Origin of the sequence: Novosphingobium sp. SG751A, assembly GCF_013149295.1 — a bacterium.
Classification (GTDB): Bacteria; Pseudomonadota; Alphaproteobacteria; order Sphingomonadales; family Sphingomonadaceae; genus Novosphingobium.
This window is the reverse complement of sequence record NZ_JABGCB010000011.1, coordinates 120,388-142,346: the sequence shown is the minus strand read 5'-3', so window position 1 is coordinate 142,346 and position 21,959 is coordinate 120,388. Positions and strand designations below refer to the sequence as shown.

Annotated in this window: 1 protein-coding gene; it reads left to right on the top strand. The window is 71.1% G+C overall.

Annotated features, from left to right (window positions below):
• The first annotated feature begins 205 nt into the window (after positions 1 to 205).
• Positions 206 to 21,940: an autotransporter outer membrane beta-barrel domain-containing protein gene (locus FHW96_RS16045; protein WP_172341582.1), complete on the top strand. Its 21,735-nt coding sequence runs from the start codon at positions 206 to 208 to the stop codon at positions 21,938 to 21,940.
• Positions 21,941 to 21,959: the final 19 nt, after the last annotated feature.

Genomic DNA, 21,959 nt, shown 5'->3' with positions numbered 1-21,959 from the left:
ATATTCAATTATATCAATATTTTAAAAAATTCTCTTTCAGCGACCTGCGCGAAAAGTTTCCAGATAGTGTTGATGGATAAGTATAAACTACCAATTCTGGCTATTGCCTTACTCTGCACACCGTCATAGCAATGAACCAATGGGGGTAAAGTATGTGTGGCCGAAGGGCGGCGGCGCAGACATATTCCTGCAATAAATGGGGGCCGTGATGCAAGGGCTTGGTCGAGTGGCTGTCGGCGCGAACGCGCGTGGCAAGGTTGGGCATTCGAGCAAGCGCAAGGCGCCCGCATGGCGCCATGCCAGCTCGCTCACCGTCATGGCCGGGATGATCGCCGTGGGCAGCGGGGGGCTCAATCCGGCATGGGCCGCGCCGCCTCCGCCCATTGTTCTGCCCGCGGTGGGCCAAACTGTGTTCAATCCGGACACGGGCCAGAACGAAACGGTCACCTCGCAAAATCCGCCTGCCTCGGTCACGACGTCGGCCAACAATCAGGTCTTCGTGGCCACCACCGTTGGCCAGAGCTTCACCGTTTCGGGCGTCACCTACACCGTCACGGCCGTCACCACCGGCACCGGCGGCGCGGTGACCGATGTCACCCTGCTCGATTCCAATTCGGTCAGTTCGACCACCCATGTCGTCACCTCGGTCGCCCCGGCCAGCAACGGAACCGGCTCGACCACGCTCAGCTATTCGGGCGGCGGTTATTATAACATTCAGCGCGGCGGAAGCGGCGGCAACGGCCATGCGGGCGCGCTGTTCGTTTCGGCCGGCGATGGCGGCGATGGCGCCAATGGGCCCAACATCACCGACACCTACAGCGGCCCCAACATCGCCACCAGCGGCGACCGCGTGCATGCGATCATCGTCCAGAGCATCGGCGGCAATGGCGGCAGCGGCGGCGACGGCTATCTGGGCGCCAGCGGCGGCAGCGGCGGTTCGGCCGGGCGCGGCGGCAATGTCAATTTCACCAATGCCGCAGGCGTCAAGACCACGGGTCAGGGCAGCTATGGCATCCTTGTGTCCAGTATCAGCGGCAAGGGCGGCTCGGGGGGCGATGGCTTCCTGTTTTCCTCCGGCGGCAGCGCGGGCGGTGCGCCCGGCGTTGGCGGCAATGCCACGGTCACCAACACCGGATCGGTGCTGACCGGCGATGTCGATGCCAATGGCAATCTGCTGCTCAACGCCAATGGTACGGCCCAGAATCCGTCTCAGGGCGCCGGCTCCATCGGTATTTACGCGCAGAGCCTTGGCGGCTCGGCGGGCAGCGGCGGCAGCAGCTATGCCTCGATCGTTTCCGACCCCGGTTCGGGCAGCTTTGGCGGCAATGGCGGCACGGTTCAGGTCAACCAGAACGGCATCGTCAAGACCACCGGCATTGCCGCGCATGGCGTATTGGCGCAATCCATTGGCGGATCGGGCGGCGATGCGGGCACAAGCGCGGGCCTTGTCGCGCTGGGCGGATCGGGCGGCGGCGGCGGCAGCGGCGGCTCGGCCTCGATCACCGCTGACAGCACGGCCCTTACCGAAACCCATGGCAATTATGCCAACGGCCTGATGGCTCAATCGATCGGCGGCGGCGGCGGCAACGGTTCGACCTCGGTAGGTCTGGTCGGGCTGGGCGGCTCGGGCGCGGGCGGCGGCTCGGGCGGGGCGGTATCCATCGTCAATGATGGTGTCATCCGCACCTATGGCCAGTTTGCCAATGGCATCTATGCGCAGAGCGTTGGCGGCGGCGGCGGCAACGGCGGCGCATCGGTGGGCATCGGCGCCATCGGCGGCAGCGGTTCGAACACCAGTCCGGGCGGCACGGTCTCGGTGGTCAACGGCGGGGCGATAACCACGGCCAATATCGGCTCCATCGGCATTTTCGCTCAGTCGATCGGCGGCGGGGGCGGCGATGGCGGCGCGTCCATCGGCCTGATCAGCCTTGGCGGCAAGGGCGGCGGCGGCGGCGCGGGCGGCACGGTTTCGGTCAATAACAGCGGCTCCATCGCCACGGGCGGCACCGGATCGACCGGCATTTTCGCCCAGTCCGTAGGCGGCGGCGGCGGCAATGGCGGCACCTCGACCGGCCTGCTCTCGCTGGGCGGCAGCGGCGCGCAGGGCGGCGTTGGCGGTAATGTCACCGTGCTCAATTCCGGCGCGATCAGCACCTCGGGCGAGGCCTCGATGGGCATTTTTGCCCAATCCGTGGGCGGGGGCGGCGGCAATGGCGGCGGCTCGGGCGGCACGGTGGCGATGGGCGGCGGCGGCGGCGCAGGCGGCAATGCGGGTCGGGTGAGCATCGGCGACACCGGCAGCATCAGCACCGGCGGCGACAATTCCGCCGCAATCTTTGCCCAGGCTGTGGGCGGCGGCGGCGGCAACGGCGGCGGCGCGATCTCGGGCGGTCTGTTTGCCAGCGCGGCCTTTGGCGGCACGGGCGGCAATGGCGGCGCGGGCGGGCTGGTCTGCGTCAATGCCAATGCAGGCTGCACCGGCATTCAGAGCAACCTTGGCAACACCACGATCTATACCACCGGCGACCGTTCGCGCGGGCTTTTCGCCCAGAGCGTGGGCGGCGGCGGCGGCAACGGCGGCTTTGCGGTTTCGGCCTCGGCGGGGCTGGGCGCAACGGTGTCGATGGCCTTCGGCGGCACGGGCGGCAATGGCGGTTCGGGCAATAATGTGATCGTCGGCCTTGCCGGTTCGATCACCACGCAGGGCACGCAATCGGACGGCATTTACGCCAGTTCGGTGGGCGGCGGCGGCGGCAATGGCGGCTTTTCTGTGGCCGCAGGTGTCTCGCTGGGCGCCAGCTTCACCATGGGCTTTGGCGGCGCGGGCGGCGTTGGCGGCACGGGCGGCTCGGTTCTGGTCAACAGCCACACCGATATCACCACCGGCGATAATCAGTCGCGCGGCATCTTTGCGCAGAGCGTTGGCGGCGGCGGCGGCAACGGCGGCTTTGCGGCCAGCGGCGGCGTGGGGCTGGGCGCGGTCAACTCCACCTTTGGCGGCGCTGGCGGCGCAGGTTCGGATGCTTCGACCGTCAATGTCACCTCGGTGGGCACGATTGCCACGCAGGGCACCCAGTCGGACGCGATCTTTGCCGAAAGCGTGGGCGGCGGCGGCGGCAATGGCGGCTTTGCCGTGGGTCTTGCAGGCGGCGCAATCGGCGGGGCCAGCCTGACCTTTGGCGGCGCTGGCGGCAATGGCGGCGCGGGCAAGGCGGTTACGGTTGCCTCAAGCGGCGATCTGTCGACAAACGGCAATTCCTCCTCGGGCATCTTTGCCCAGTCCATCGGCGGCGGCGGCGGCAATGGCGGCTTTTCGGTGTCGGGCGCGGGCGGCGGAATCGGCGGCATCGCGGCCTCGTTTGGCGGCGCGGGCGCGAATGGCGGCAATGCGGGCACGGTCAATGTTTCCAGCGTGGGCGATATTTCCACCAGCGGCGTGACATCCTTTGGCGCGATGGCGCAATCGGTGGGCGGGGGCGGCGGCAATGGCGGCTTTGCCGCTTCGGCCTCGGGCGGCTGGGCCGGCGGGGTCAGCCTGGGCTTTGGCGGCGCGGGCGCGAATGGCGGCAATGGCGCGGCCGTCACGCTCAGCAGCACCGGCAATGTCAGCACCAATGGCGGCAGCGCGCAGGGCCTGTTTGCGCAGAGCGTTGGCGGCGGCGGCGGCAATGGCGGCGGCGTGGTCACCGCGGCGGGCGGTCAGGGCGGCGGGGCCAGCCTGAGCTTTGGCGGCGGCGGCGGCAATGGCGGTGATGGCAGCACGGTCACGCTGGGCAGCAGCGGTGCGGTTTCCACCAATGGCGCCAATTCCGACGCCATTCTCGCCCAGTCGCTGGGCGGGGGCGGCGGCAATGGCGGCTTTGCCATCGCGCTGTCGGGCGGCCAGTTTGGCGCGCTCAGCGTGGCGGTGGGCGGCGATGGCGGCAATGGCGGTACATCGGGCAATGTCGGCGTCACCAGCAACGGTGACCTGACCACCAGCGGCGATTTCTCGACCGGCGCGCGGGCGCAGTCGGTGGGCGGGGGCGGCGGCAATGGCGGCTTTGCCATCAGCGCGGCGGGGGCCCAGTTCGGGGCCGTCTCGCTGGGCTTTGGCGGCAAGGGAGCCAGCGGCGGCATTTCGGGCAATGTCTCGCTCGATTCGACCGGCACCGTGTCCACCACGGGCGCCAATGCGCAGGGTCTGTTCGCGCAGAGCGTGGGCGGCGGCGGCGGCAACGGCGGCTTTTCCGTGGCGGCGGCGGGCGCGCAATTTGGCGCGGCGGCGCTGTCCTTTGGCGGCGGTGCGGGCAATGGTGCGTCGGCGGGGTCTTCCAGCCTGACCAATGCGGGCAATATCACCACCATCGGAGATTTCAGCGCGGGCGCGCAGTCGCAGTCGATTGGCGGGGGCGGCGGCAATGGCGGCTGGTCGGTGGCGGCGGCGGGCGCGCAATATGGCTCGCTGGCACTCGGCTTTGGCGGCGCGGGCGGCGGCGGCGGCAATGCGGGTAGCGCCAGCCTGACCAGCACCGGGACGGTGATCACGCAGGGCGCCCAATCGGCGGGCCTGTTCGCCCAATCGCTGGGCGGCGGCGGCGGCAACGGCGGCTTTTCGGCCAGCCTTGCGGGCGCGCAATACGGCACGGCCTCGCTGTCCTTTGGCGGCGGCGCGGGCGGCGGCGGCGATGCGGGCGATGTTGATCTGAGCAGCACCGGCGACATTTCGACCGCATCGCAGATGTCCAACGGCATCGAGGCACAGAGCGTTGGCGGCGGCGGCGGCAATGGCGGCTTTTCCATCGCGGCGGGCGGGGCGCAATATGGCGCGCTCTCGATGGGCTTTGGCGGTGCGGGCGGCGGCGCGGGCAATGCGGGCAATGTCACGGCCAGCACGATCGGCATGATCCGCACGCTGGGCGATCAGTCCAACGGCATTTTCGCGCAAAGCGTTGGCGGGGGCGGCGGCAATGGCGGTTTCGCCTTCAGCGGCGCGGGCGCGCAATATGGGGCCGCGGCGCTCTCGTTTGGCGGCGGTGCCGGACAGGGCGGTGATGCGGGCACGGTCACCGTGTCGAGCACCGGTGATATCGGCACCAGCGGCATCATGGCCAATGGCATAGTCGCGCAGTCGCTGGGCGGCGGCGGCGGCAATGGCGGCTTCTCGGTTTCGGTGGCGGGTGCGCAATATGCCGCGCCCAGCCTGTCGCTGGGCGGCGCCGGCGGCAATGGCGGCAAGGGCAGCGATGTCTCGGTCGATTCGGCGGGCAATATCCAGACCACCGGCATTCAGGCCTATGGCGTTCTGGCCCAGTCGCTGGGCGGGGGCGGCGGCAATGGCGGCTTTGCCATTTCCGGCTCGATCACTTTCAACAGCAGCGGCGTGGCCGCAGCCGTGGCCGTCGGCGGTCAGGGCGGGCTTGGCGCCACGGCGGGCAATGTCCATCTGGGCAGCACCGGCGATGTGGCCACCACTGGCGACAGTTCGGTCGGCCTGTTTGCGCAATCCGTTGGCGGCGGCGGCGGCAATGGCGGCTTTTCGGGTGCGCTCTCGCTGTCGCAGGGCAATGCCGTGGGCGTGGGCATCGGCGGCACGGGCGGCACGGGCAATGCGGCGGGCAATGTCGATCTGGTCTCGGTCGGCAATATCACCACGCTGGGCAACAATGCCGATGGCATCGAGGCGCAGTCGATTGGCGGCGGCGGCGGCAATGGCGGGTTCAGCCTGACGGTCACCGGATCGATCAAGGGCCAGTCGATCGGCCGCAATTACGGCGGCGCGGGCGGCGATGGCGGTCTTGCGGGCGATGTTTCGGTGCAGAGCACCGGCACCGTGGCCACGCAGGGCAACCTGTCCAACGGCATCTTTGCCCAGAGCGTTGGCGGCGGCGGCGGCAATGGCGGCTTTTCGATTGCCGCCTCGCTTTCGCAAAAGGGCGGGGCCAATACGCAGGGCATCGGTGGCCTGGGCGGCGCGGGCAATGATGCCGGAGCGGTCACGGTCAGCGCCGATCTGGGCGCCAACCCGTTGATCGCGGGCTATTCGGTGGTCACGCAGGGTACGGGTTCCAACGGCATTCTGGCCCAGTCGGTGGGCGGGGGCGGCGGCAATGGCGGCTTTGCCATTGGCGGGGCTTTCTCGGCCGATTCGGACGCCACCAGCAACCAGGTCGGCGGCGGCGGCGGGGCGGCGGGCAATGCCTCGACCGTTTCGGTCACCAATATCGGCGGCATTTCGACGCTGGGCGCGACGGCCAACGGCATTTTTGCTCAGTCGGTGGGCGGCGGCGGCGGCAATGGTGCCTTTGCCGTGGGCGCGGGCGTTTCGTTGAAGAAGGACGCTGATTCCTCGGTGGGCGGCGGCGCGGGCGGTACGGCGGGCAATGCCGATGCGGTCTCGGTGGCCAATACGGGCCTCATCACCACGGTGGGCGCTTTCTCGAACGGCGTGCTGGCGCAGAGCGTTGGTGGCGGCGGCGGCGTGGGCGGCTTCTCGGTGGGCGGCGCTTTCTCCAAGGATGGCGGGGCCTCTTCGGATGTCGTGGGCGGCGGCGGCGGCAGCGGCGGCAATGCGGGCGATGTTACGGTTGACACCAGCGGCGGCGTCTCGACCCAGGGCATGGGCTCGAACGGTGTGTTTGCCCAATCGGTCGGCGGCGGCGGCGGCAAGGGCGGCTTTGGCGTGGGCGCCACGCTGACGCTCAAGGAAGATGGCGATTCCACCTCGACGGTGGGCGGCGGCGCAGGCTCGCTGGGCGGCACATCGGGCAATGTTTCGGTCACCACGAATGGCACGATCACCACGGTGGGCGGCATTGCCAATGGCATTTTTGCCCAGTCGATTGGCGGCGGCGGCGGCTCGGGCGGCTTTGCTGCGGGCGGCGCTTTCTCCAAGGAAGGCGGCGCGGAATCGAGCGTGGTCGGCGGCGAGGGTGGTTCGGGTTCGACCTCGGGCAATGTCACCGTGGCGGCCACCAGCGACATCGGCACACAGGGGCAAGGCTCGAACGGCATTCTGGCCCAGTCGATTGGCGGCGGCGGCGGCAATGGCGGCCTCTCGGTGGGGCTTGGCGCGTCGATCTCGGGCGAATCCTCGTCCAAGGTGGGCGGCGGCGGCGGCGGCACCGGGTCTGATGCGGGCACGGTTTCCGTTACGGGCAGCGGCATTATCGCCACCATCGGCGATCAGGCCAATGGCGTGCTGGCGCAGAGCGTGGGCGGCGGCGGCGGCACGGGCGGTCTGTCGGTCGGGCTGGGCCTGTCCAAGGATGCAGGCGCGGACAGCGAATCGGTGGGCGGCAGCGGCGGCGGCGCGGGCAATGCGGGCGATGTCACCATCGACCGCAGCGGCGCCATCGGCACGCAGGGCGTTCAGGCCAACGGCATTTTCGCGCAAAGCGTGGGCGGCGGCGGCGGCAAGGGCGGTCTTGCTGTGGGCGGCGCTTTCTCGATGACCGATGATGCCTCCTCCTCGGTCGGCGGCGGCGCGGGCGGCACGGCGGGCAATGCGGGCGCGGTTTCGGTCACGCAGAGCGGCTTGATCCAGACCGGCAAAGACAGTTCGAACGGCATCTTTGCTCAGTCGGTTGGCGGCGGCGGCGGTTCGGGCGGCTTCTCGATCGGCGCGTCCTTCTCGAAATCGGGCGGCTCCACCAGCGACAGTGTGGGCGGCGGCGGCGGCAGCGGCGGCAATGCGGGCACTGTCAGTGTCAACACCAGCGGCGGCCTGACCACCAGCGGCAATTACGCCAATGGCGTGCTGGCCCAATCGGTGGGCGGTGGCGGCGGCTCGGGCGGCTTTGCCATCGGCCTTGGCCTCTCGCTTGAGGGTGAGGCGCAATCCTCGGTGGGCGGCGGCGCCGGGTCGAATGGCGGCACGGCGGGCGATGTCGATGTGGCCACGCAGGGCACCATCGTGACCACCGGCCTGTCGGCCAACGGTGTGTTTGCGCAGAGCGTGGGCGGCGGCGGCGGCAGCGGCGGCTTTGCCATTGGCGCGGGTTTCACCAACAGCGGCGGTTCGGCCAGTTCGACCAGCGTCGGCGGCGAGGGCGGTTCGGGCTCGACCTCGGGCAATGTGGTGGTCGCGGCCGACAGCGCCATCGGCACGCATGGCGACAATGCCAATGGCATCTTTGCCCAGTCGATTGGCGGCGGCGGCGGTCGTGGCGGCTTTGCCGTGGGCGGCGCCATCGGCATTGATGGCGATGCCAATTCCAGCGTGGGCGGCGGCGGCGGCGGCACCGGCTCGGATGCGGGCGGTGTGACCGTGTCGGGCTCGGGGGTGATTGTCACCACGGGGGCGAACGCTTCGGGCGTGTTTGCGCAGAGCGTGGGCGGCGGCGGCGGCACCGGCGGCTTCTCCGTGGGCGCGGCTTTCTCCAGCCAGGCGGCGGCGGCCAGCGACAGCGTGGGCGGCACCGGCGGCGGCGCGGGCAATGCAGGCGATGTCAGCGTTACGCGTAACGGCAGCATCAGCACCAGCGGGGCCAATGCGGCGGGCATTGTGGCGCAATCCATCGGCGGCGGCGGCGGTCGCGGCGGCTTTGCCGTGGGCCTTGGCGCGTCCATCGACAGCGACGCGACCAGCTCGGTCGGCGGCGGTGGCGGCGGCACGGCAGGCAATGCCGGCAAGGTCACGGTCAGCGAGACCGGCGACATCACCACCACGGGCGACAATGCGGCGGGCGTCTATGCCCAATCGGTGGGCGGCGGCGGCGGCTCGGGCGGCTTCTCGGTCGGCGGGGCCTTCTCCAGCAAGGGCACGTCCAGTTCGACCAGCGTGGGCGGATCGGGCGCGGGCGGCGGCAATGCCGACGATGTTGCGGTCACGGTCATCGGCAATATCATGACCAGCGGGCGCCTGTCCGACGGCATCTTTGCGCAGAGCGTGGGCGGCGGCGGCGGTGCGGGCGGCTTCTCGATCGGCCTTGGCGTATCGCTGGAAGGCGATGCGGATTCGACCGTGGGCGGCGGTGCGGGCGGCACCGGAGGCAGCGCGGGCAATGTCACCATCGGCGGCAATGGCACCATCATCACGAGCGGCTTCAACGCGGCGGGCATCTTTGCCCAGTCGGTGGGCGGCGGCGGCGGTCAGGGCGGCTTCTCGGTCGGCGCGGGCTTTTCCTCGCAAGGATCGGCCGCGCATGACACGATTGGCGGTTCGGGCGGCGCAGGCGGCGCGGGCGGCGATGTCACCATTGCGCGCAGCGGCGCCATCGGCACGCAGGGCGATGGCGCCAACGGTATTCTGGCGCAATCGGTGGGCGGCGGCGGCGGCAATGGCGGCTTTGCCATCGGCGCTGCGCTCAGCCTCGGCAAGGAGGCTGAATCCAGCGTTGGCGGCAATGCCACCGGCGGCGGCGGCGGCGCGGGCAACACCTCGGGCAATGTTTCGGTCACGCAATCGGGCATGATCGTCACGCAGGGTGTGGGCGCGAACGGCATCTTTGCCCAGTCTGTCGGCGGCGGCGGCGGTTCGGGTGGCTTTGCCATCGGTGCGGGCTTCTCCTCGGAAGGCACCGTGTCGAGCACCAGCATTGGCGGCGAGGGCGGCATCGGCGGCACGTCGGGCGATGTCACCGTTAATCAGACGGGCAATATTTCGACCATCGGTGCGCGTTCGGACGCCATTCTGGCGCAGAGCATCGGCGGCGGCGGCGGCAGCGGCGGCTTTGCCGTGGGCGCGGCGGCCAGCCTGAAGGGGCAGGCCAATTCCTCGGTCGGCGGCGGTTCGGGCGGCACGGGTGGCGATGCGGGCGCGGTCTCGGTGACCAGCGCGGGCCTGCTGACCACGCAGGGCTTCAATTCGAACGCCATCTTTGCCCAGAGCGTGGGCGGCGGCGGCGGCAGCGGCGGCTTCAGCGTCGGCGCGGGCCTCTCCTCAGAGGGCGGAGCGGCCAGTTCGAGCGTTGGCGGCGGCGGCGGCGCGGGGGGCAATGCGTCCTCGGTGTCGGTGGCCCAGACGGGCGACATTGCAACGCAGGGCGTTCAGGCCAACGGCATCTTTGCCCAGTCGGTTGGCGGCGGCGGCGGCGCGGGCGGTTTTGCCGTGGGCGCGGGGGCCAGCCTCAAGGATGACGCCCAGTCCAGCGTGGGCGGCGGCGCGGGCGGCGCGGCCGGTTCGGGCGCCAATGTGACCGTTTCGGAAACCGGGTCGATCAGCACCCATGGCGATGCGGCCAATGGCGTGCTGGCCCAATCGGTGGGCGGCGGCGGCGGCATCGGCGGCTTCTCGATCTCGGGCGCGCTCAGCCAGCAGGGCGGGGCGTCCTCGGATGCCACGGGCGGTTCGGGCGGTTCGGGCGGATCATCGGGCGCGGCGGGCGCGGTGTCTGTGACCATGACCGGCGACATCGAAACCACCGGGGCCCATGCGCGCGGCGTCTTTGCGCAAAGCGTGGGCGGCGGCGGCGGCGCGGGCGGCTTTGCCATCGGCGCGGGGGCCAGCCTTCAGGGCGACGCCAATTCCAGCACCGGCGGCGGGCTGGGCGGCGCGGCGGGCAATTCGGACGCGGTCAGCGTCAGCCTGCATGGCAATATCATCACCAACGGCCTGGCCTCGGCGGCGATCATCGCCCAGTCGATTGGCGGCGGCGGCGGCGCGGGCGGCTTTGCCGTGGGCGCATCGCTGTCCTCTGACGGCGGCACTTCGGCCGAAACCACGGGCGGCGGCGGCGGCTCGTCGGGCAATGCGGGCGCGGTCACGGTCAGCCATGTCGGCGGGATCGAGACATGGAGCGACCAGTCGGGCGCGATTCTGGCGCAGAGCGTGGGCGGCGGCGGCGGCTCGGGCGGCTTTGGCGTGGGCGGTGCGCTCTCGGTCAAGGGCGCGGCCACCTCGGGCGTGGGCGGCGGCTCGGGCGGCGCGGCGGGCGATGCCGATGCCGTTTCGGTCGATAATATCGGCAATATCTTTACCCATGGCGCCAATTCGGCGGCCATCACCGCGCAATCCATCGGCGGCGGCGGCGGTCAGGGCGGCTTTTCGGTCGCGGCGGGTCTGACCACATCCTCGGCCGATGCGGCGGCCAGTTCGACGGGCGGCGCGGGCGGTTCGGCGGGGCGCGGCGCGGATGTGTCGGTGTCCTCGATGGGCCTGCTCAACATCTATGGCGACCACAGCCGGGGCATCGTTGCGCAATCCATCGGCGGCGGCGGCGGCGCGGGTGGCTTCTCGATCTCGGGCGCGCTCTCGACCAGCGCGGGCGGCGCTTCGGACAGCGTGGGCGGCGCGGGCGGCGCGGGCAATTCGGCGGGCAATGTCACGGTCACCTCGGGCGGCCAGATCCTGACCCATGGTGATGTGGCCAATGCGGTGCTGGCCCAGTCGATCGGCGGCGGCGGCGGCGCGGGCGGCTTTTCGGGCAGTCTGGCGGCGGCCCTTGGCGGCGGCGCGGCCAGCAGCTCGGTGGGCGGCAATGGCGGCGTGGGGTCGGATGCGGGCAATGTCACGCTGACGTTGACCGGACAGGTCGGCACGCTGGGCAACAATTCGGCGGCGGTGGTGGCGCAATCCATCGGCGGCGGCGGCGGCCAGGGTGGCTTCTCGCTGGGCGCGGGCTTTGCCTCGAACGGCACGGGGGCCACCGATGTCACGGGCGGCGCGGGCGGCAATGGCGGCGTGGGCGGTGATGTGCTGGTGTTCAGCAGCGCGATCATCCAGACCCATGGCGATCTGTCGGACGGCATTCTGGCCCAGTCGATCGGCGGTGGCGGCGGTGCGGGCGGCTTTGCAGCCTCGGGCACGATGGCGCTGGGCGAAGGCGCGGCCTCTTCGGCCACGGGCGGGCGCGGCGGTACCGGCCAGAACGCGGGCACGGTCACCGTGTTCAACGCCGGTCAGGTCTATGCCTTTACCGCCGGCTCGGCGGGCATCGTGGCGCAATCCATCGGCGGCGGCGGCGGTCAGGGCGGCTTTGCCGGTTCCTTCGCCATTTCCTCGACCAATTCGGCGATCAGCAATGCGCTGGGCGGATCGGGCGGCGTGGGCGGCGATGCCGATCACGTTAAGGTGGTCAATACCGGCGATGTGCAGGTGAATGGTGACCGCTCTGTGGCGATCATGGCGCAGAGCATCGGCGGCGGCGGCGGCGCGGGCGGCTTCTCGCTGGGCGCGGCGGCGTCTCAGGCCAAGGCGGCCAGCGATGCGGTGGGCGGCAGCGGCGGCGCGGGCGGCAATGCCGGTGGTGTCGAGGTGGCCAATGGCAGCACCGGCACAATCCTCACCAATGGCGCCTTTGGCTATGCGGTCTTTGCCCAGAGCATCGGCGGCGGCGGCGGCAATGGCGGCTTTGCGGCGGGCGGTGCGCTTTCGCTCAAGGACGGGGCCAACTCCTCGATCGGCGGGGGCGCTGGCGGCGCGGCGGGCGATGGCTCGACCGTGGCGGTCAACAATTATTCGCAGATCGAAACCAATGGCATCGGCGCCACGGCGGTCTTTGCGCAGAGCATCGGCGGCGGCGGCGGCGCGGGCGGTTTTGCCGCAGGCGCCGGCATCGCGGGCGGCACGGGCAGCACGCTGTCGAGCAGCATTGGCGGGGGTGGCGGTTCGGGCGGCAATGCGGGCGACGTGCGCCTGTTCAACGCCGGTTCGATCCTGACGCAGGCGGATCAGTCGGCGGCGGTGCTGCTGCAATCCATCGGCGGCGGCGGCGGGCGCGGGGCCTTTGCGGTCGGCGGCGCGCTGGCCAAGGGCGAGACGGCCAGCCAGAGCGTGGGCGGCGATGGTGGTGCGGCCGGTTCTGCGGGCGCGGTCGATGTCGTCAATATTGCGGGCGGTACGATTGTCACCAAGGGCGCGCTTTCGAATGCGGTTCAGGCGCAGTCGATCGGCGGCGGCGGCGGCGCGGGCGGCTTTGCCGTGGGCGCGGGCCTTTCGCTCGATGGCGGGGTGGATTCGCATGTCGGCTCGGGATCGGGCGGCGCAGGCGGCAGCGCAGGCGCGGTGACGATCACCACCGATGGCGCCATCGGCACGATGGGCGATGGCTCGGTGGCGGTGCTGGCCCAATCGGTGGGCGGCGGCGGCGGGTCCGGCGGCTTTGCCGTGTCGGGCGGCCTGTCGGCCAATGGCGCGGCCACCAGCAATTCGGTGGGCGGCGCAGGCGCGGGCGGCGGCACGGGCGGCGCTGTCTCGGTGCATAATGGCGGGCTGATCGAAACGCTGGGCGTCAATGCTACGGCGGTCTTTGCCCAGAGCGTTGGCGGCGGCGGCGGCGTTGGCGGCTTCTCGGCGGGCGCGGCGGCGGCCAACAGCGATGGCGCGTCCAACGTGGTGGGCGGCGATGGCGGCGCGGGCGGCGCGGGCGGGGATGTCACGGTGGACAATGCCACCGGCGGCGCGATCCGTACCTCGGGCGCTTTCTCCGATGGCGTCTATGCGCAATCCATCGGCGGCGGCGGCGGTCAGGGCGGCTTTGCCGCAGGCGGCGCGCTGGCGATCAATGGCGATACGGCATCGAAGGTGGGCGCCGGATCGGGCGGCGGCGGCGGCGATGGCGGCCTGATCGGCGTGACCAATGGCGGCAGCATCGAAACCAGCGGCGACAATGCGCTGGGCGTCTTTGCGCAGTCGGTCGGCGGCGGCGGCGGCCAAGGCGGCTTTGCCGCAGGCGGCGGCATCAGCGCGCAGGGCGGCGGCATCTCGAACGTCACGGGCGGATCGGGCGGCGGTGCGGGCGCGGGCGGCATCGTTTCGGTCGCTTCGACCGGCGCGATCAGCACGCTGGGCGCCAATGCCACGGCGGTCTTTGCCCAGAGCGTGGGCGGCGGCGGCGGTGCTGGCGGCTTTGCCGTGGGCGCGGCGGCCTCGCGCGCGGGGGCGGTGGCCAACAGCGTGGGCGGCAATGGCGGCGGCGGCGGCGCGGGCGGCGATGTCACCGTGTCGAACGGCACCGGCATCATCACCACGGTGGGCACGATGGCCGACGGCGTCTATGCGCAGAGCATCGGCGGCGGCGGCGGTGCTGGCGGTTTCTCGGCGGGCGGCGCGTTGACGGTGGATGCCGACGCGACCTCTTCGGTTGGCGGCGGCAATGGCGGCGGCGGCGGGGCCGGCGGCGCGGTGCATGTCGATAATGCGGGCCTGATCGCCACCAAGGGCGCGGGCGCGCAGGCGATCTTTGCCCAGTCGGTCGGCGGCGGCGGCGGTCAGGGCGGCTTTGCCGCAGGCGGCGGCTTGACGGCGCAGGGCGGCGCGGCCTCCGACACGGTGGGCGGCAGCGGCGGCGCTGGCGGCGCGGGTGGTCTTGTCTCGATCACTACATCGGGCGCGGTTCAGACCGAGGGCGCGAACGCCACGGCGATCTTTGCCCAGAGCGTTGGCGGCGGCGGCGGCGTTGGCGGCTTCTCGGCCGGCGGCGCGCTGTCCAAGGCCAAGAGCGCGGCCAGCAATGTCGGCGGCGAAGGCGGCGGCGGTGGCGCAGGCGGCGATGTTGAGGTGGACAATGCCGATGGCGGTGCGGTCACCACGCTGGGCGCACTGTCCTATGGCGTTTATGCGCAGAGCGTTGGCGGCGGCGGCGGCAAGGGCGGCTTTGCCGCAGGCGGCGCGCTGGGCGTCGATGATGATGCGACATCGGTGGTGGGCGGCGGATCGGCGGGCGGCGGCGGTGCCGGTGGCCGGATCACTTTCAACAATGGCGGCGCCATCGGCACGGTGGGCGCAGGCTCCATCGCGGTCTTTGCTCAGTCGGTGGGCGGCGGCGGCGGCGCCGGCGGCTTTGCGGCCGGGGGCGGGTTGACTGTCAACGGCGGGGCGCAGGCCAACAGCATCGGCGGCGCCGGCGGCGCGGGCGGTTCGGGCGGCATCATCGCGCTGACCAGCTCGGGCGCGATCACCACGCTGGGCGATAATGCCACGGCGGTCTATGCCCAGAGCATCGGCGGCGGCGGCGGCGTTGGCGGCTTCAGCGTCGGCGGCGCGGGCGCGCAGGCGGGTTCGGCCACCGAAACCGTGGGCGGCACGGGCGGCGGCGGCGGCAATGGCGGCGCGATCAGCTTTGCCAACACCGCCACCGGATCGGTATTGACGATGGGCACTCTGTCCTATGGCGTCTATGCCCAGAGCATCGGCGGCGGCGGCGGCAGCGGCGGCTTTGCCGTAGGCGGCGGGCTGACGGTCGATGGCGGGGCCAGTTCGAGCATCGGCGCGGGCAGCGGCGGCGCAGGCGGCAGCGGCGGCGCGATCACCTTTACCAATGGCGGCACTATCGGCACGGCGGGCGATGGCTCTATCGCCGTCTTTGCCCAGTCGGTTGGCGGCGGCGGCGGCGCAGGCGGTTTTGCCGTGTCGGGCGGTCTGGCCGCCAATGGCGGCGCACAATCCAATAGCGTGGGCGGCAATGGCGGCGGCGGCGGCGCGGGCGGCGTGGTCGATCTGGCCACCACCGGATCGGTCATCACGCTGGGCGCGAATGCCACGGCCATCTTTGCCCAGAGCATCGGCGGCGGCGGCGGCGCGGGCGGCTTCTCCGTGTCGGGCGGTCTGGCCAAGGCGGATGCGGCGGCCAATGCGATTGGCGGCACGGGTGGCGGCAGCGGCGCGGGCGGCGTGGTCAGCGTGAGCAATGGTGGCACCGTGGGCACGGCGGGCGACAATTCGCTGGCGGTCTTTGCCCAATCGGTGGGCGGCGGCGGCGGCCAGGGCGGCTTTGCCGCGGGCGGCGGCCTTTCGGCCAGCGGCGGCGCGGCCAGCGATGTGATCGGCGGCACGGGCGGCGCAGGCGGCGCGGGCGGCAATGCCTCGGTGGCCAATGCGGGCCTGATCGAAACGCTGGGCGCCAATTCGACCGCGATCTATGCCCAGAGCATCGGCGGCGGCGGCGGTGTCGGCGGCTTCAGTGTCGGCGGCGCGGGCGCGCAGGCGGATAGCGCAGCCAATATCGTGGGTGGCAGCGGCGGCGGCGGCGGCGCGGGCGGTATCGTCAGCGTGGGCAATACGGCGACCGGTTCGGTCGCCACCAGCGGCCTGTTCTCCTATGGCGTCTATGCGCAGAGCGTGGGCGGCGGCGGCGGCAGCGGCGGCTTTGCCGCAGGCGGCGCGGTGGGCCTGTCAGGCGATGCCAGCTCGACCGTGGGCGGCGGATCGGCGGGCGGCGGCGGCGCGGGCGGCAAGGTTGATCTGACCAATGCCGGTTCGATCACGACGGCCGGGGCCAGCGCCATTGCGGTGTTTGGCCAGTCGGTTGGCGGCGGCGGCGGCGCGGGCGGCTTTGCGGCGGGCGGCGGCCTGTCGGGCGGCGGCGCGGCGGCCAACACGGTCGGCGGCGCGGGCGGCGCGGGCGGCGCCGGGGGTCAGGTCACGTTGACCTCCAGCGGGATCATTGCCACCACGGGCGACAATGCCGATGCGGTCTTTGCGCAGAGCGTGGGCGGCGGCGGCGGTGCTGGCGGATTCTCCGTGGGCGGCGCGGGCGCGCAGGCGGATAGCGCGGCCAATATCGTGGGCGGCACGGGCGGCGGCGGCGGCGATGGCGGCCTCGTCTCGCTCTCCAACGCGGCGGATGGCAAAATTTCCACCACGGGCAAGCTGTCCTACGCGGTCTTTGCGCAGTCGGTTGGCGGCGGCGGCGGCGCGGGCGGCTTTACCGCAGGCGGTGCGCTGACCCTTGGTGGCGATGCGACATCAAGCGTTGGCGGCGGCGGCGGCAGCGCTGGCGGCAAGGGCGCAGCGGTCACGCTGTCCAACCTTGGCCAGATCGGCACAGCGGGCGACGATTCCATCGCGGTCTTTGCACAGAGCATCGGCGGCGGCGGCGGCGCGGGCGGCTTTGCCGCGGGCGGCGGCATCGCGGCTTCGGGTCAGGCGCTTGGTTCAAGCGTTGGCGGGGCTGGCGGGGCTGGCGGGGCAGGCGGCGTCCTGACGCTGGACAACAGCGGTATTGTGGCCACCAGCGGCCAGATGGCCAGCGCCATTCTGGCGCAGAGCATCGGCGGCGGCGGCGGCGTGGGCGGCTTTGCCGTGGGCGCCGGCGCTTCGCAGGCCGGTTCGCTGGCCGATGTGATCGGCGGCAGCGGCGGGGCAGGCGGGCTTGGCGGCGCTATCACCATCACCAACAGCAGCGCGGGCGCGATCTCGACTCTGGGCGCCTTTGCCTATGGCATTCAGGCGCAGAGTGTGGGCGGCGGCGGCGGCAATGGCGGCTTTGCGGCGGGCGGCACGGTGGCGCTGGGCGGCGATGCGCGCTCGACCATCGGCGGCGGCGCGGGCGGCGGCGGCGGTATCGGCGGCGCGATCACCCTGACCAACGCGGGCACGGTGGACACCGAAGGCGCAGGGGCCATCGCGGTCTTTGCCCAGTCGGTGGGCGGCGGCGGTGGCGCGGGCGGCTTTGCCGGTGCGCTCAGCGCGGCGGGCGGCAGCACGTTCGGCTCGGCCATTGGCGGCGACGGCGGTGCGGCCAGCATGGGCGGCGCGGTGAGCATCACCAACACGGGCCAGATTCATACCGGCGGCGCAAATGCGGTGGGCGTCTATGCCCAGAGCATCGGCGGCGGCGGCGGTGTCGGCGGCTTCTCGCTGGCGGCGGGCGGCGGCGTGGGCAGCCTGTCCAACGCGATTGGCGGCATGGGCGGGGCCGGCGGCGAAGGCGGCGCGGTCAGCGTCAGCAATGCCGGCGGGGCGACCATCGTGGCCGATGGCGCGCTCTCCTATGGCGTCTATGCTCAGAGCGTGGGCGGCGGCGGCGGCAAGGGCGGCTTTGCCGTGACCGGTACGCTGGCCACCAGTGGTTCGGCCAATTCCAGCCTTGGCGCGGGCGCCGGGGGCGGCGGCGGCGATGGGGGCCTTGTGGGCGTGACCAATGACGGCGCGGTGCAGGCCAAGGGCGCGGGATCGGTGGGCGTGTTTGCGCAAAGCGTGGGCGGCGGCGGCGGCGCGGGCGGCTTTGCGGGCGGCCTGACCATCGGCAGCGGCGGGGCGATTGCCCAATCGGTCGGCGGCGAAGGCGGCGGCGGCGGCACGGGCGGCGTGGTTTCGGTGGCCAACACCGGGCTGGTTCAGACGCTGTCCGACAATTCCATCGGCGTGTTTGCGCAAAGCGTGGGCGGCGGCGGCGGCCTTGGCGGCTTCTCGATTGCCGGTTCGGGCTCTTCGGGCTCGGGCACGGCCACCTCGATCGGCGGCACGGGCGGCGCAGGCGGCAGCGCGGGCGATGTCACCATCACCAACAGCGGCCTGATCAATGCCAAGGGCAACCTTTCCTATGGCGTGTTTGCCCAGTCGGTTGGCGGCGGCGGCGGCGTTGCGGGCATGGCGGTGTCGGGCACTCTGGCCGAAGGCAGCGGCGGTTTGACCTCGGCGCTGGGCGGCGCGGGCGGCGGCGGCGGCAACGGCGGCGTGGTGACGGTGAGCAACACCGGATCGATCGTGGTCGAAGGCGCGGCATCGGTGGGCGTTCTGGCCCAGTCGATCGGCGGCGGCGGCGGCGCGGGCGGCTTTTCGGGCAGCCTTGCCGCATCGGGCGGCACGCTGGGCAACCAGCTTGGCGGTTCGGGCGGCGCGGGCGGCAACGGCGGCAATGTCACCGTTACTTCGACGGGTTCGATCACCACGCTGGGCGACGATTCGGTCGCGGTGCTGGCGCAATCCATCGCGGGCGGCGGCGGCCAGTCGGCCTTTGCCATCGCGGCTCAGACCGGCTCGTTCGACGCGCTCAGCCTGCGCCTTGGCGCGCAGGGCAATGGTATTACCGGCACGCAGGGTCAGGTCATTGTCAATCTGTCGGGCGGCACGATCCGCACGGCGGGCGCTTTGTCCTATGGCTTGCTGGCGCAGGCGATTGGCGCGGGCGGCGGCAATGGCGCGATCTCGGTGCCCGATCCGCTCTCGGTGGGCGGGGGCGGTGTCACGCTGGCGGTCGGCGGCAGCGGCGGGGTCACGGGCGATGGCAATGTCGTTGATCTGACCAATGCCAATCCCATCGGCACCGGCGGCGCGGGGGCCATCGGCTTTGTCGCGCAGAGCGTTGGCGGCGGCGGCGGCATTGAGGGCGTGACGGGCGATGTCACGCTGGGGTCGGGCAATTCGGCATGGACCACGACGGTCGGCGGCACCTCCACCTCGGCGGGCAGCGGCCAGTCGGTCACCATCGCCAATTCCGGCGCGATCAGCACCACAGGCATTTCGGCCTATGGCCTGCTGGCGCAGAGCGTTGGCGGCGGCGGCGGCGTGGGTTCGCTGGCGCTGGGTGTGACCACAGGTTCGGCCTCGGCCATGAATCTGGCCACGGGCGGATCGCAGACCACACAGGGCGATGGCGGCGACATCACCTTCACCACATCGACCGGCGCGATCAGCACCACGGGCAAGTTGGCCTCGGGTCTGGTGGTCCAGTCGATTGGCGGCGGCGGCGGCGTGGCCGATGCGACCTCGCTGAACGGCGCGGCGATTGGCGCGGGCGGCATCACGCTGGCCTCGGGCGCAACGGGCGGCGCGGGCGGCAATGGCGGGGCGATCACGCTGAGCCAGAACGGGGCCATTTCCACCACCGGCGCGGGCGCGAGCGGCGTTTCGCTGCAATCCATCGGCGGCGGCGGCGGCGTTTCGGCCATGGATAACACCGGCGGCAGCGGCGCGGTTTCGGGCGCGAGCATCGGCGGCGCGGCCAGCGGCAATGGCGGGGCGATCAGCTTCAACCTTGCCGGAAATGTCACCACCACCGGCATCGGTGCGGGCGGCGTTTCGGTGCAGTCCATCGGCGGCGGCGGCGGCACGGTGGACAGCTTTGGCTCGACGGTCTCGGCGCCTCTGGTGTTGGGTTCGACCAATGGCGCATCGGGCAATGGCGGCGCGGTCAATCTGACCACCTCGGGCGGCATCGCCACCAGCGGGGCGGGGGCAACCGGCCTGTTGGTGCAATCCATCGGCGGCGGCGGCGGCAATGCCATGGCAACGGACGCCGGCGGCGCGGTCCAGACCCTTGCGGTCCAGACGGCGGCGGGCGGCGGCGGCAATGGCGGCGCGACCAGCGTGACCGTCGGCGGCGCGATCACCACCACCGGGGCCAAGGCCAATGGCGTGGTGGTGCAGTCCATCGGCGGCGGCGGCGGCCTTGTGGGCAACACGTCGGTCGCGCTGGGCGGGATCGGTTCGGGCGGCGCGGTGGGCCTGACGGTCAATGCGCCGGTCGTCACCACGGGCAATGGCTCTTCGGCGCTGGTTGTAGGCAGCGAGGGCGGCAGCGGCGCGGGGGCGATCAACATCGCCATCGGCACCGTGGCCATCACCGGCGGCAAGGGCGGCAATGCGCTGCAACTGCATGGCGGGGCCAATAATACGATCACCACGGCGGGCACGCTGACCACGGCCGATGGCCAGACCGGCATGGTGATCACCGCCACCGGGGGCAACAATGCCATCACCAACACCGGCACGATCGTCGGTTCGATTGATCTGGGTTCGGGCAATAACAGCCTGACCAACGTTGCGGGCGGGGTGTTCCTGGCCGGGCCGCTGGTCAATCTGGGCTCGGGCACGTTCTTCAACAGCGGCACGATTGATCCGGGCGGGGCCAATGTGGTTAAAACGCTGGCCATTACCGGCAATCTGGCGACCACAGGCACCAGCCTTTATCGCAGCGATTTCGACGCGCGCACCAACACCGCCGATCTGGTCACGGTATCGGGCACGGCGGCTCTGGCGGGCACGGTCAATGTCAATGTGATGAACCCGGGCTATGCCAAATCGGGCGCGCATGACATCGTGATCCTGCGGGCGGCGGGCGGCATTACCAGCCATGCCGGGCTGACGCTGGTGGCGCCCAATTCGGCGGTGGCCAGCTATAGCCTGACCTATCCCAACGCCAATGACGAGACGCTGCATTACGTCATCGAATTCGCGCCAAACGGGCTGAGCGCCCAGCAGGCGCGGCTGGGGCAGCTCATCAACCGCATCCAGACCAATCCGACCGCCGCCTTTGCGCCGACCGCCGCCACGATCATGACGATCCCGACGGTATCCACGCTGGGCGCGGTCTATGACAGTCTGAGCGGGGAGGGCGTGGTGGCGGCCAAGACGGCGGCCTTTGCCGTCTCGACCAATTTCCACGATGCGATTTCGCTTCAGCGTGAATCGCGCCTGCTGGATGGTGGTCCGGGCAAGCCCATCGAGCGCTTCGGCAATCTGTGGCTGACCATGACGGGCGGCAATGAAACCGTGCGCGGGGCCAATGGCACGCATGATGTGGAGACCAACGGCTATGCCCTTCAGGGCGGCTGGGATATCCGCCTTGGCCGCAACACCGTGGCCGGGATCAGCGTGGCGGGCGATCCGCAGAACTTCCGCGTGGGCGGGGTCGGCACGGGCGGACGGATCACTTCGTTCAGCGCGGGCGGCTATCTGGGCACAAATGTCGGGCCTTTGTCGCTGGGGGCCGATCTGGTCTACAGCAACTATGCCACGACCTATACGCGCTCGATGGCGCTGCCCGGGACCAGCGAACTGGCGCGCGGGGCCTTTACCATGAAGGCGCTGTCGGGCCGGATGCAGATCACCGGCAATTTCGTGACCGGTTCGCTGCAGATGCGTCCCTTCGCCAGTCTGGATGTGACGCGCCTGTCGGTGCCTTCCTTCAACGAAACCTCGACGACCACGGCAGGAACGGCCGGGGTGCTGGGGCTGGGCTTTGGCAAGGAGGCGATGGTGCGCAGCCGGACCTTTGCGGGCGTGGATCTGGGCCGCAACTTCGATCTGGGCGGCAGCACCACTCTGACGCTGGCGGGCAAGGCGGCATGGTCGCATGACTTTGATCCGCAGCGTTCGCTGATGGCCGGTTTTGCCGGGGTGCCTGACTACAGCTTCGAGACGCTGGGCGCCTCGGCGCCTGCGGATGCGGCACGGTTGGATCTGCGCGGCGCGGTGACGCGCGGCAATGTCCAGTTCCGCTTCAATCTGGGCAGCACGATGGCCGCCCGTTACCACAATTTCGCCGCACAGGCCGGTTTCCGGGTCGCGTGGTGATGATGCTTTCGACACTTAA